Source organism: Kluyvera sp. CHPC 1.2972, assembly GCF_036759925.1.
GTDB lineage: Bacteria > Pseudomonadota > Gammaproteobacteria > Enterobacterales > Enterobacteriaceae > Kluyvera.
The window spans coordinates 44,182-57,498 of record NZ_JAPKIB010000021.1 but is presented as its reverse complement, the minus strand read 5'-3'; the positions used below and the strand labels follow the sequence as shown (position 1 = coordinate 57,498).

The 13,317-nt window shown below is 54.7% G+C and carries 14 protein-coding genes; 10 read left to right on the top strand and 4 right to left on the bottom strand.

Annotated features, from left to right (window positions below):
* The first annotated feature begins 16 nt into the window (after positions 1-16).
* The 9 genes from V6944_RS21445 (at position 17) to fecE (ending at position 8,818) form a co-directional block, all read left to right on the top strand.
* Entirely contained in the window at positions 17-340 is a 324-nt protein-coding gene (locus V6944_RS21445; protein WP_333500443.1) for an aldo/keto reductase, read from the top strand.
* Positions 341-403: 63 nt separating this feature from the next.
* Positions 404-991, top strand: a complete 588-nt coding sequence (locus V6944_RS21440; protein WP_333500442.1) for an isochorismatase family protein — start codon at positions 404-406, stop codon at positions 989-991.
* 252 nt (positions 992-1,243) lie between these two features.
* Positions 1,244-1,765, top strand: a complete 522-nt coding sequence (gene fecI, locus V6944_RS21435) for a ferric citrate uptake sigma factor FecI (RefSeq protein WP_333500441.1) — start codon at positions 1,244-1,246, stop codon at positions 1,763-1,765.
* Complete coding sequence (gene fecR, locus V6944_RS21430) at positions 1,762-2,715, top strand: ferric citrate uptake sigma factor regulator FecR (RefSeq protein WP_333500440.1); 954 nt, start codon at positions 1,762-1,764, stop codon at positions 2,713-2,715. Before fecI ends, fecR begins: the two co-directional genes overlap by 4 nt.
* An 86-nt stretch (positions 2,716-2,801) precedes the next feature.
* Entirely contained in the window at positions 2,802-5,126 is a 2,325-nt protein-coding gene (gene fecA / locus V6944_RS21425) for a TonB-dependent Fe(3+) dicitrate receptor FecA (protein WP_333500439.1), read from the top strand.
* A 73-nt stretch (positions 5,127-5,199) separates the two neighbouring features.
* Positions 5,200-6,102: a Fe(3+) dicitrate ABC transporter substrate-binding protein FecB gene (locus V6944_RS21420; protein ID WP_333500438.1), complete on the top strand. Its 903-nt coding sequence runs from the start codon at positions 5,200-5,202 to the stop codon at positions 6,100-6,102.
* Positions 6,099-7,097 carry an iron-dicitrate ABC transporter permease FecC gene (fecC, locus tag V6944_RS21415; RefSeq protein ID WP_333500437.1) on the top strand — a complete coding sequence of 333 codons (999 nt, stop codon included), beginning with the start codon at positions 6,099-6,101 and terminating at the stop codon, positions 7,095-7,097. Before V6944_RS21420 ends, fecC begins: the two co-directional genes overlap by 4 nt.
* Positions 7,094-8,050, top strand: a complete 957-nt coding sequence (gene fecD, locus V6944_RS21410; protein ID WP_333500436.1) for a Fe(3+) dicitrate ABC transporter permease subunit FecD — start codon at positions 7,094-7,096, stop codon at positions 8,048-8,050. The genes fecC and fecD overlap by 4 nt, the downstream gene beginning before the upstream one ends.
* Positions 8,051-8,818: a Fe(3+) dicitrate ABC transporter ATP-binding protein FecE gene (gene fecE, locus V6944_RS21405; RefSeq protein WP_333500435.1), complete on the top strand. Its 768-nt coding sequence runs from the start codon at positions 8,051-8,053 to the stop codon at positions 8,816-8,818.
* A gap of 36 nt (positions 8,819-8,854) precedes the next feature.
* On the opposite strand, the gene V6944_RS21400 is transcribed toward fecE, so the two are convergent.
* The 3 genes from V6944_RS21400 to V6944_RS21390 all read right to left on the bottom strand — a co-directional run bounded on the left by V6944_RS21400 (position 8,855) and on the right by V6944_RS21390 (position 11,114).
* On the bottom strand, positions 8,855-9,142 hold the full coding sequence (locus V6944_RS21400; RefSeq protein WP_333500434.1) for a hypothetical protein: 288 nt from the start codon (positions 9,140-9,142) through the stop codon (positions 8,855-8,857).
* A 52-nt stretch (positions 9,143-9,194) separates the two neighbouring features.
* A complete protein-coding gene (locus tag V6944_RS21395; RefSeq protein WP_333500433.1) occupies positions 9,195-9,563 on the bottom strand; it encodes a hypothetical protein in 369 nt (122 codons plus the stop codon).
* Positions 9,564-10,814: 1,251 nt separating this feature from the next.
* The gene (locus V6944_RS21390) at positions 10,815-11,114 is read right to left on the bottom strand and encodes a putative quinol monooxygenase (protein ID WP_333500432.1); all 300 of its coding nucleotides are present in this window, start codon (positions 11,112-11,114) and stop codon (positions 10,815-10,817) included.
* 118 nt (positions 11,115-11,232) lie between these two features.
* Between V6944_RS21390 and V6944_RS21385 the strand changes: the two genes are divergently transcribed.
* Positions 11,233-11,550: a YebG family protein gene (locus V6944_RS21385; protein WP_333500431.1), complete on the top strand. Its 318-nt coding sequence runs from the start codon at positions 11,233-11,235 to the stop codon at positions 11,548-11,550.
* Between the two features lie 226 nt (positions 11,551-11,776).
* Here the strand turns inward: V6944_RS21385 and V6944_RS21380 are convergent, their stop codons facing one another.
* Positions 11,777-13,276, bottom strand: coding sequence for an aldehyde dehydrogenase family protein (locus V6944_RS21380; protein ID WP_333500430.1), 1,500 nt, complete (start codon positions 13,274-13,276; stop codon positions 11,777-11,779).
* Between the last annotated feature and the right edge of the window lie 41 nt (positions 13,277-13,317).

Here is a 13,317-nt window from a genome sequence, read left to right as displayed (position 1 = left end):
CTTTAAGCCATCTTAAATGACTCTGAGGTGTCTGTTAAACCCGTGGCGATTCAGTAAAAATCACATATTCACCCATCCTGTTCTACTGCCTATCGCCCACGCGCATAACAAAAGTGTCGCTCAGGTTGTACTTCGCTGGTTAATTCAGCGCGGAATCGTGGTCATACCTAAGTCAGTAAAGCCCGAGCGTATGAGTGAAAACTTCGATGTTTTCAATTTTTCTTTGAGTGATGAAGAAATGCGTTCAATTCAGTCTCTCGACACGGGAAAAACACTCTTTGCTGAGCATACCGACCCTGAACGTATCAGAACCGTGGCAACCCGAAAATTCAATACCTGACGCCAGGCAGACTTGCATCAACATTAAACCGACAATATTAAGCATCTTTCGAGCGCGGGGCATATGGACAACAGAGGCAAAGAATTTTTTACCATCGACAGAGATGATGTTGTGTTTATTTTTGTCGACCTTCAGGAAGGTCTGATACAAAAGAGTAAAACAATGGAGCCTGACGCACTGTCCTCAAACGCAGCAGGTTTGGCTCAGGTCGCCCATGCAATCAGTGCCCCTGCTCTTTTTTTTACCGTTCCTCAGGAGGCTAAAGAAGGTGAGCCACTGCCAACACTCCAGGGATATGCCAATGACAGTAATACTTTTTATCGAGTCATCGCCGATCCGTTTCTGGTCAATGCAATCACCAGTGCACTGGATAATTTAACCCGTAGCACGTTGTTCGTATGCGGGTATACCGCAGAGGTTGGTGTATTACTGACAGCACTTGGTGGCCTTCGCCAGGGGTATAACGTATTTATTCCTGTTGATTGTGTTGGTAGCCGGTCACTGAGAACTGAAATGGCGGCACTTAGACAGGCTGAAAAGGCTGGTGCAGTAATAACATCCCTTGCAACACTGGCGGCGCAACTGGCTCCTGACTTTTCCAAAGAGCCGGGTAGGACAATGTTGTCTGTCATCTCAAATATCAAATGCTGACAGGATAATGGCATGGGGACAACCTGAGCATGTGGGGCGTTTTCACTACACAATAAAAATGTGTGCTTCCCGCTCACAGCAGACCTGGCCAGGGGTGGGTCCCCCCTTCTCCATTCATAACCCTCTCGCCCCATTTCCATAAAAAACAACGCATTAAAGATTTCAACGTTGTGCCATTTTATTTACAATTGTAATGATAACCATTCTCATATTAATATAGCCGTGTGATAATTAACTTTTGATGCACTCCGTATGTCTGACCGCGCCACCACCACTGCTTCCTTAACGCTCGAGTCGCTTTACGGCGCACATCACGGCTGGCTGAAAAGCTGGCTGACGCGCAAACTCCAGTCTGCCTTTGATGCCGATGATATTGCCCAGGACACTTTTCTTCGGATAATGGGCAGCGATACGCTCTCGACAATCCGCGATCCTCGCTCCTTCCTATGCACTATCGCCAAGCGCGTGATGGTCGATCTGTTTCGCCGACATGCGCTGGAAAAAGCGTATCTGGAGATGCTGGCGCTGATGCCGGAAAATCTCGCGCCTTCGCCCGAAGAACGGGAAAGCCAGCTCGAATCCCTACAACTCATTGACAGCATGCTTGACGGGCTGAACGGAAAAACACGCGAAGCCTTTCTGCTTTCACAACTGGACGGTCTGACATACAGCGAGATTGCGCTGAAGCTCGGGATCTCCGTTAGTTCGGTGAAAAAGTACATGGCAAAGGCTACCGAACATTGTCTGCTGTTTCGTCTGGAGCACGGTCTGTGAACGCGTCTATCACCGATTCTCGCCGCCAGGCCTTGCGCTCGGCATCACACTGGTATGCCGTGTTGAGCGGTGAGCGCGTCAGCCCGCAGCAGGAAGCGCGCTGGCAACAATGGTACGAAGAGGACAAGGATCATCAGTGGGCCTGGCAACAGGTTGAAAACCTGCGCAGCCAGATCAGCCGCGTACCGGGTGATGTCGCCAGTCGGGCGTTGCACGATACGCGCCTCACCCGTCGTTACGTCATGAAAGGGCTGCTGTTGCTGCTCGGCGTGGGCGGCGGCTGGCAGCTCTGGCAATCTGAAACCGGTGAAGGTCTGCGTGCGGACTACCGCACCGCCAAGGGCGCGGTCAGTCACCAGCGGCTGGACGATGGCTCGCTGCTGACGCTCAACACGCAAAGCGCCGCGGACGTTCGTTTTGATGCGCATCAGCGCGCTATCCACCTCTGGTACGGCGAAATTGCTATCACCACCGCGAAAGACGCGCAGCTGCGGCCTTTCCGCGTAGTGACCCGCCAGGGCCAGCTCACCGCGTTAGGGACAGAATTTACCGTCTACCAGCAGGACAACATCACGCAGGTTGCCGTTCAACAACACGCTGTCGAAGTCATACTGGCAAACCGTCCACAGGAAAAACGTATCGTCAACGCTGGCGAGAGCCTGCGGTTTAGCGCGTCTGAATTTGGGGCAATAGCCTCAGAGGATGATGAAAGCGCCGCCTGGACACAGGGCGTTCTGAGCTTCAGCGATAAACCGTTGGGTGAGGTGATTGCCACGCTGAGCCGTTATCGCAACGGTGTGCTGCGCTGCGATCCGGCAGTGGCCGATCTGCGCCTGAGTGGGACGTTCCCGCTGAAAAATACGGATGCCATCCTGGACGTTATCGCCCGAACCCTTCCAGTTAAAATTCAGTCAGTTACGCGATACTGGGTCAATATCACACCGTTGTAAGAAAAATAATTCTCATTTCGATTGTCCTTTTTCCCCTTCTCATTCGACTCATAGCTGAACACAACAAAAATGATGATGGAGAAGGTATGACCCCTTTACGCGTTTTTAGCAAAACAACACCTCTGGTTAACGCCATTCGCCTGAGCCTGCTGCCGCTGGCCGGGCTGTCGTTATCCGCCTTCGCCGCGCAGGTTGATATCGCGCCGGGATCGCTCGACAAGGTCCTTAACCAGTATGCCGCACGCAGCGGAATTACCCTGTCGGTTGACGCCAGCCTGACGCGCGGCAAACAGAGTGACGGTCTTCACGGTGACTATGACGTTGAAACCGGTCTGCAACGCCTGCTGAACGGCAGCGGTCTGCAGGTGAAACCGCTGGGCAATAACAGCTGGACGCTGGAGCTTGCACCCACACCGCAAGAAGATGCTCTGACCGTGGTGGGCGACTGGCTCGGGGATGCGCGCGAAAACGACGTCTTCGAACATGCTGGCGCGCGTGACGTCATCCGCCGTGATGATTTCGCCAAAACCGGCGCGACAACCATGCGCGATGTGCTGAACCGCATCCCTGGCGTCACCGCCCCGGAAAACAACGGCACCGGCAGCCACGATCTGGCGATGAACTTTGGTATTCGCGGCCTGAATCCGCGCCTCGCCAGCCGCTCAACCGTATTGATGGACGGTATTCCGGTGCCGTTTGCCCCTTACGGCCAGCCGCAGCTTTCACTCGCGCCCGTTTCGCTCGGGAATATGGACGCCATCGACGTGGTGCGCGGCGGCGGTGCGGTGCGTTACGGGCCGCAGAGCGTGGGTGGTGTGGTGAACTTTGTCACCCGCGCTATTCCGCAAGACTTTGGTATTGAAGCCGGCATGGAAGGGCAACTCAGCCCCACGTCCTCACAAAATAATCCCAAAGAGACGCACAACCTGATGGTGGGCGGCACGGCGGATAACGGTTTTGGTACCGCCCTGCTTTACTCCGGCACGCGCGGCAGCGACTGGCGTGAGCATAGCGCGACGCGCATCGACGACCTGATGCTGAAAAGCAAATATGCGCCAAACGAGGTGCATACCTTCAACAGCCTGCTGCAATACTACGACGGGGAAGCTGACATGCCCGGCGGCCTGTCGCGCGCGGATTACAACGCCGACCGCTGGCAATCCACGCGCCCTAACGATCGTTTCTGGGGGCGCCGCAAGCTGGCAAGCCTCGGCTATCAGTTCCAACCGGATAGCCAGCATAAATTCAATATTCAGGGCTTCTACACCGAAACCCTGCGCAGCGGCTACCTGGAACAAGGCAAACGAACCACCCTTTCCCCGCGTAACTATTGGGTACGCGGCATTGAACCACGCTACAGCCAGAGCTTTATGATGGGCCCTTCCGCGCACGAAGTGGGCGTAGGATACCGTTATGTGAGCGAATCGACGCATGAAATGCGTTACTACACCGCCACCAGCAGCGGACAACTGCCGTCGAGCGCCAGCCCTTACGACCGCGACACCCGTTCCGGCACCGAAGCGCACGCCTGGTATCTGGACGACAAAATCGACATTGGCAACTGGACTATCACACCGGGTATGCGCTTTGAACATATCGAGTCGTACCAGGATAACGCCATCAAACGTACGCATGAGAACGTGAGCTATAACGCCCCACTTCCGGCGCTAAACGTGCTCTATCACCTCACTGACAGCTGGAATCTTTATGCAAACACCGAAGGCTCGTTCGGCACCGTACAGTACAGCCAAATTGGCAAGGCTGTGCAAAGCGGCAATGTGGAACCGGAAAAAGCGCGAACCTGGGAGCTCGGAACCCGATACGACGATGGCGCGCTGACGGCGGAAATGGGGCTGTTCCTGATTAACTTTAATAATCAGTATGATTCCAACCAGACCAACGATACCGTTACCGCACGCGGCAAAACGCGTCATAGCGGGCTGGAAACCCAGGCCCGCTACGATCTCGGCACGCTGATGCCAACGCTCGACAACGTTTCAGTCTACGCAAGCTATGCCTATGTCGACGCTGAAATTCGCGAGAAAGGCGACACCTACGGCAACCAGGTACCGTTCTCCCCGAAACACAAAGGCACGTTGGGCGTGGACTATAAGCCGGGCAATTGGACTTTCAACCTGAACAGCGATTTCCAGTCCAGCCAGTTTGCGGATAACGCCAACACCGTGAAAGAGAGCGCCGACGGCAGCACTGGTCGCATCCCTGGCTTCATGCTCTGGGGCGCACGTGTAGCCTATGACTTTGGTCCACAGATGGCAGACCTGAACCTGGCGTTCGGCGTGAAAAATATCTTCGACCAGGCGTATTTCACCCGCTCTTACGACGACAACAACAAAGGCATCTACGCAGGCCAGCCGCGCACGCTGTATATGCAGGGGTCGTTGAAGTTCTAAATCCCGGTTGCCCGGCCTGCATGCGGTTTTGTCGGTCGGGTAAGCGAAGCGCCACTCAACACAGGCAACTCACATGTTTACTCCATTACGCACGCTATTCGCCGCTCTGCTGCTGCTCAGCGGCCACCTCTTTGCCGCCACGGTTCATGACGAACATGGCACCTTTACCCTTGATAAAACGCCACAGCGGATAGTGGTGCTGGAACTGTCGTTCGCGGACGCGCTGGCTGCCGTCGATGTCAGTCCAGTTGGCATTGCCGACGATAACGACGCCACCCGCATTCTTCCGGAGGTTCGCGCCCATCTTAACCCCTGGCAGTCTGTTGGCACGCGTGCGCAGCCGAGTTTAGAAGCCATCAGCGCGCTGAAACCGGATCTGATCATTGCCGACAGCAGCCGCCATTCGGGTATTTACGGCGCTTTACAGCAGATCGCACCGGTGCTGCTGCTTAAGTCTCGCAATGAAACCTACGCCGAAAATCTACAGTCTGCGGCAATCATCGGCGAAGTCGTGGGCAAACAGGCGCAGATGCAGTCGCGTCTGGCGCAACACAAAAAGCAGATGTCAACGTGGGCCAGCCAGTTGCCAAAAGGCACGCTGGTGTTATTTGGTACATCTCGGGAGCAGCAGTTTAACTTTCACACCCAGGAGAGCTATACCGGGAGCGTTATGACCGCGCTGGGGCTGAAAGTGCCTGCCGCGGTGGCGGGTGCCGCTATGCCATCCATCGGCCTGGAGCAGTTGCTGGCGCTCAATCCGGCATGGTTGCTGGTTGCGCACTATCGTGAAGAGAGCATCGTGAAACGCTGGCAGCAAGACCCGCTGTGGCAGATGTTAACCGCGGTGCAAAAACAACAGACGGCATCGGTCGACAGTAACGCCTGGGCACGAATGCGCGGCATTTTCGCGGCCGAGCGTATTGCCAGCGACACGGCAAAAATCTTTCATCACCAGCCTTTATCCGATGTGAAATGACGGTTCTCAGACACCCGGCGCTGCAGTGGGGGCTTCCCCTTGCTGCGCTTATCGCCATATTCTGGCTGAGTCTGTTTTGCTACTCGGCCCTTCCTGTTTCTGGCGTTGACGCCATTCGCGCTCTGCTGCCCGGACATACACCGACGCTTCCACAAGCGCTGGTGCAAAACCTTCGTCTGCCGCGCAGCCTGGTCGCCATTCTGATTGGCGCAAGTCTGGCGCTGGCGGGAACGTTGCTGCAAACCCTGACGCATAATGCCATGGCCTCCCCTTCGCTGCTCGGCATTAACAGCGGCGCGGCGCTGGCGATGGCGCTCACCAGTGCCATCAGTCCGGTGTCGGTTACGGGTTACTCCATCGCCTTTATCGCCGCCTGCGGCGGTGGCATAAGCTGGCTGCTGGTAATGACCGCAGGCGGTGGATTTCGCCACACCCAGGACAGAAACAAACTGATCCTCGCGGGTATCGCGTTCTCGGCGTTTTGCATGGCCCTGACCCGCATCACCCTGCTGCTCACGGAAGATCACGCCTACGGCATTTTATACTGGCTCGCGGGGGGCGTATCCCACGCCCGCTGGCAGGAGTTCTGGCAGCTTTTCCCGCTTGTGGCGGTTGCTGTACCGGTGGTGTTGCTGCTGGCTAATCAACTGAACCTGCTTAACGTCAGCGACAGCACTGCCCGCACGCTGGGGGTGAATCTGACGAGGCTACGTTTAGTCATCAATATTCTGGTGCTGCTGCTGGTCGGTGCCTGCGTCAGCGTGGCGGGCCCGGTGGCGTTTATCGGCCTACTGATGCCGCATCTGGCTCGCTTCTGGGTGGGATTCGATCAGCGCAAAGTCCTGCCGATGAGCATGCTGATGGGCGCCACGCTGCTGCTATTAGCAGATGTTCTGGCCCGTGCGCTGGCCTTCCCTGGCGAATTGCCCGCCGGGGCCGTGTTGGCGCTGATTGGTGCGCCTTGCTTTGTCTGGCTGGTCAGGAGGCGCGGATGAAAATGGCGATAGTAATTTTCATCGCCCTCGCGCTAGTAGGATTTTCGGCGCTGTCGCTGCAAATGGGGGTAATTGCCGTTCCCTGGCGCGCCCTGCTGACCGACTGGCACACCGGGCGCGAGTATCATTACGTATTAACCGCCTACCGTCTGCCGCGACTGCTGCTGGCGCTGTTTGTCGGTGCCGCTCTCGCGGTGGCCGGCGTTCTGGTGCAGGGGATCGTACGCAATCCTCTGGCATCGCCGGATATCCTCGGCGTAAACCATGCCGCCAGCCTGGCCTCTGTAGGCGCACTGCTTCTTTTACCGTCACTACCGGTGATTGCACTGCCGCTGCTGGCCTTTGCCGGAGGCATGGCGGGCCTGATCCTGCTGAGAATGCTGGCGAACACCAGCCAGCCGATGAAGCTGGCGCTCACGGGTATCGCGCTTTCTGCCTGCTGGGCCAGCCTGACGGATTACCTGATGCTCTCGCGCCCGCAGGATGTCAACAGCGCCCTGCTCTGGCTGACCGGCAGCTTATGGGGCCGTGACTGGAGCTTTGTGACGATTGCCGTCCCGCTGCTGATGTTGTTTCTGCCGCTAAGTCTGGTTTTTTGCCGCGATCTCGACCTTCTGGCACTCGGCGATGCGCGCGCCACCACGCTCGGCGTGTCGGTGCCGCGTACCCGGTTCCGGGTTTTGCTGCTGGCGGTCGCCATGACATCAACCGGCGTAGCCGTCTGCGGCCCGATTAGCTTTATTGGTCTTGTGGTGCCGCATATGGTGCGCAGCATCATCGGTGGACGCCACCGCTGGCTGCTGCCCGTTTCGGCCCTGACCGGTAGCGCGCTGCTGGTCATTGCCGATCTGCTGGCGCGAATTATTCATCCCCCGCTGGAACTGCCCGCGGGCGTGCTGACCGCTATTATCGGCGCGCCGTGGTTTGTCTGGCTGCTTGTGAGAATGCGATAAATGACATTACGAACTGAAAATCTGACGGTCAGTTACGGTACCAATAAGGTGCTTGATGGCGTTTCACTCACTTTGCCAGCGGGAAAGACCACCGCCCTGCTCGGCCCTAACGGTTGCGGGAAATCGACGCTGTTAAACTGTTTTTCGCGGCTATTAATGCCGCAGTCCGGCGACATATTTCTCGACGATAATCCCATCAACGCGCTCTCATCGCGCCAGCTGGCCCGCAGGCTGGCGCTGCTGCCGCAGCACCATTTAACGCCAGAGGGAATTACCGTCCAGGAGCTGGTGTCGTACGGTCGTAACCCGTGGTTGTCACTCTGGGGGCGTCTTTCCGTTGAAGATAACGCGCGAGTCAATGCTGCCATGAACCAGACCCGGATCGACCATCTTGCCGATCGACGGTTAACCGATCTTTCCGGCGGTCAGCGTCAGCGCGCCTTTCTGGCAATGGTTCTGGCGCAGAATACGCCCGTTGTTCTCCTCGATGAGCCAACCACCTATCTCGATATCAATCACCAGGTAGAACTGATGCGGTTGATGGGCGAACTTCAGGCTCAGGGGAAAACGGTGGTCGCCGTACTGCACGACCTCAATCAGGCCAGCCGGTACTGCGATCATCTGGTGGTCATGGCGAACGGACATGTTATGGCGCAGGGCTCACCAGAAGAGGTGATGAACCCTGAATTGCTGAGAACCGTATTCAGCGTGGAAACGGAGATACACCCCGAGCCGGTATCCGGCAAGCCGATGTGTGTCGTGAGGTAGATGGCGTAACGCGGGTCATTAAGAAAGCACGCGTTATCAGTCTTTCTGTATTATCAACCGCGAATAGACGGTGGATTTACTTGGATCTGACGACGATAACGAGGCCATCTGATCGCTCACTTGCACAACTTTCCAACCCTGTTTTGCCAGTTCAGGCAGTGTACCCTTGATTCCCCCTCCACAAGTGAAAACGGTACTGTCAGTAATATCCTGACGCCCACTTGCCACCGCGCCAACTTCCGGGGAACCACAAAAGTGCGCTTCCCCGGCCACTGCCGATGCACTTAAGCCAAGCAGAACCATTATCAGCAACGATTTTTTCATCAGTTCCTCCTATTTATGATGTTATATGTCACCGCAGGTAAGGCCGAAACAGCTACATTTTTACATCGTTCCAGGTGAAGTATTTTGGTTCCGCGAAACGATTATTTGTGCTGCCTGATCTTATTGTCATGGGTTCAGCGCTGGTTACGGGGTATTTGAAGTCGACTCTGACAAAGCTGTGCTCGTTACATTTATATATAATATATTCACTCCAGACTTTTTCATCGCCCTCTCTGTCAGATTTGTAGGTGTCTACATCGCAGGTATCACTTTCATTCCCTATTTTTGCGAAAAGTTTACTAGCCGATAACTCTACCTTAGCGCCTTCAATAGTCAGTGTACGTGATTTAAAATCGTTGTCGTTACAACCCGCAAGAAGCAGAGTCAGTATCCCAGCATTGAGTAAGGTCGTTGTTTTCATAAACATTCCGCCAATGGATAAAAAAATAAAAATATTACAGTGCTCTGCTTTCAGCAAGCCAGCGTTAAATGCTTCGCAGGAAAGCACTAATAATAATGAGGTGTAAGAAGCATCAATCTATAAATTTGAATAAAGTCAAGTAAAGCGGCTAGGGAGAGAAATTAGAAAGGCGATAAGGCGTTAGAGAACGCAGAATCGATTGAAGCTTAAGATTGTCCGTGTCGATTCAGCCTGAAATCAGAAAACAATGCCGCGTAAGCGGCATTTTTCATTCCAATGATGCTCTTGAAAGCTATCGCCAACTTACTCTCCTCGCTCAAAACTGCCTGTCCGTTAACTGTCTTAGCTGGAGTGAGTCTGAAGCTCGATAGTTATCGCACAATAAACCTGCTTTTTTTGGCAGGCTTGACGGTCTCCTAAGGCACAAATATAGTCATTACTGTCCAGATTCATTGAAGCTTTAATTTCACTTAAAGTCTCCGAGGTTCAATATGACCATCCCCTTCATCCCTATATTAATAGGTAGCATCATTTACGCCATTCCGGTATTAGCGTTGTATTTTTCCGTGGGTAAGAGTATTAAACGACTGGCTCCATTAGTTCTCTTTTCAATCATATACACTGTTGGGAATTCCATATACTGGACTTATCGACAGATTGACGTGACGCTGATTATCACGTCTACCGTCATAGGATTTGCAGGTTTGATTTGCCTTGGGTTCATACACGTAAGCGCAAAAGGAAGACTGAAGTCATGGCTTCTTGCAAGTAGCGCCCTTATTCTATGTTCGATTATTCCAGTTGTACGGCTGCTAGTCTTTATCGGGCAAGTCTCGCCTACGTTTTTTTATCCGTTGATAACAGTGTTACTAGCGGTGGGAGTTTTTTCTTTGGCTTTCAACCGCGGTCTTGGTGCGCCATCGACTAACGGGAATGCATATCCAAACGGAACGACTTATAAGCCTTATTCTACCCAGACAGAGTTAGAAACGGATTTAGCCATCCATGGCAGATCTGTTTTGTCAGATACAACGCGAAGCGAAGCCGAACGAGAAAGACTTCGTCAAATTCTTAACGATAAGTACGACGATTAACTCGAGTCCTTCAATCGCCACGTTGTTAACGTGGCGCTTTAAAATCACCTGATCTGCCATCCGTTTTTCGTACGCCATATTTTTTATAATGTCCGCAGTTCACTCACGGCGAGCCTTTAGTTCAGTCACATCGTCCGCTTAGTGCCAGGATTGGGCTTTATCTCTCCGGTTCCACCCGAACATCCATCAGGATGTACTGCGCCGCTTTACGCGCATATTGATCAATCAAAGGAACCAGTCGAGTGAAATGTTCGCTGGCACAGTGTGCCTCTAGTGCTGCCCGGTCTGGCCACTCTTCAATGAAAATAAAATGCCCCGGATCTTTTTCGTCCCGGTATAAATCATAAGCAATACATAGAGGCTCTTTCTTCGTTGCCGCAATAAGCTCGCGGTAAAAAGGGAGTACGATGTCGATGCACTCGGGGTTGATAAAATCTTCGGCGATAACCTTTAGCATGCAAACGCCTTTATTAAAAATGGCACGAGCATTTTTACGTGTCAGGTATACACATTTTCCCTGCAACACCGCCTCATAACTGATACACTGGATATAATCACAGTGCAAGGGGCAAATAATGGCCGTTGAAATAAAATTTGTTGTCGTAAGAAAAGGTGAAGAGAAAATGACATTTGCCAGTAAGAAAGAGGCTGACGCTTACGACAAACTGCTCGACATGGCAGAAGCGTTCACTGATTTGCTGCTGCAAAGCGGGACGTCAATGGATGAAACACAGGCTGAGGATCTTGGGATGTATCTCGCCGAACAGAAAGTGGCCGTGCAGCATATTCTGCGCACCAGCAAACTGCCTGAACCCGGTAGCCTGGTTGAAACCGATGAACCAAAGTCAGATACCGCAGGCAGTAAAAAAATCAAAGCGGTTAAAGCGGCTTAAATACCAGCATGTCGCATCGCTGATCCTGAAGCCGTAAGCAGAATACTTCTCACGGCTTGCTACTGATTTAAGAGATAACGTCTGTATTTGTAGCCTGGCCGAGCGTAGCGACGCCGGGGTTGGCACCGTGGAGGATGGGTTTTGATTGGAGGTGCGGGTCTTTGGCTAGGTGCTTGCCCCCTCACCCTAGCCCTCTCCCCACGGGGAGAGGGAACGGTTGGGCAGATTAATAGCGTACGCAGACTGACTTCGTTTCACACCAGTCGTTCAGCCAGTCCGGCCCAAAATCGCGCCCGGTGCCCGACTGCTTCATGCCGCCAAACGGTAGGTTGGCGTCAATCAGCGTGTGGCTGTTGACCCATACCGTACCGGCCTGCAGGCGGTCAGTGTAGTTCAGCGCTTGAGTCAGGTCGCGGGTCCAGACGCTGGCAGTCAGGCCGAAGTCGCTGTCGTTGGCGAGACGCAACGCTTCTTCGCCGTCGGCGACGCGCACCAGGTTCACCACCGGGCCAAACACCTCTTCACGGGTTAAGCGCAGGTTGGCATCCGGGTTGATAACCAGCGTTGGCGGAATGTAGAAACCCTGCGCATCCGGACCAACGTTGCCGGTAATCAGCTCCGCGTTTTGTTTGCGAGCATCGTCCAGATAGGCCGCCACTTTGGCGCAATGCGCCTGAGAAACCACCGGGTTGATCTGCGTGGTCTCCAGCATACCAGGCCCCACCTGCAGCGATTTCACAGCTTGCTCGAAGCCGCTGACCAGCGTGTCGAACAGCGGCGCTTCAATGTAGATACGCGAACTGGCCGCACACACCTGCCCCTGATTGAGGAAGCTACCGGTCATCAACCCTTCGATAACCCAGGCCGGGTCAGCGTCTTTCAGCACGATAGCCGGGTTTTTACCGCCCAGTTCCAGCGTGACGCGGGTGAGTCTGTCGGCGGCAACGCGGGCGATCTGTTTACCGGTCGCGGTGGAGCCGGTGAAGCTCACTTTTGCCACGTGTGGGTGTGAGGTTAACGCCGCACCGCACTCGGCGCCGCTGCCGGTGACCACATTGAATACGCCTTCCGGTACACCCGCCTCGATAGCCAGTTCAGCCACGCGCAGCAGGGTCAGCGGCGTGGTCTCCGACGGTTTGATGACAATAGAACAGCCTGCGGCCAGCGCCGGCATCACTTTCCACATGCCGATCATCAACGGGAAGTTCCACGGCACAATGCCCGCGACGACGCCAACCGGCTCTTTTTTGGTCCACGCCTGATAGCGCGCGCCCTGCGGGAACGGAATGGAGACATCCAACGTGCGGCCGCTGATTTTAGTGGTCAGCCCGGCGGTGTAGCGCATCCAGTTCAGGGTGCAGCCCACTTCGAAGGCGCGGGAAATATTGATGGATTTACCCTGCTCCAGCGTTTCCAGCTGAGCCAGCTCTTCACCGTGCTGCTCAACGAGGTCAGCAAAGCGCAGCAAAATGCGTTCGCGCTCGGCAGGGGTGCGCCCGGCCCAACTACGGGAGACAAATGCACGCCAGGCAGACATCACCGCTCGGTCGACGTCTGCCGCGTTGGCGTCGGCCGTGGTGGCAATCGCCTTGCCCGTTGCCGGGTCCCAGACGGTGAGACGTTTTTCACTCTGCGCCGCCTGCTGCGCGCCATCAATAAACAGGCCATGCTGACGGTCTAAAAACTGCTGCACGCTCGGGAGCAGTGCTACCTGTGCTGAGGACATATCGTCTCCTTATTCTTCGCGGTTAGTCATTTCAGTCTACG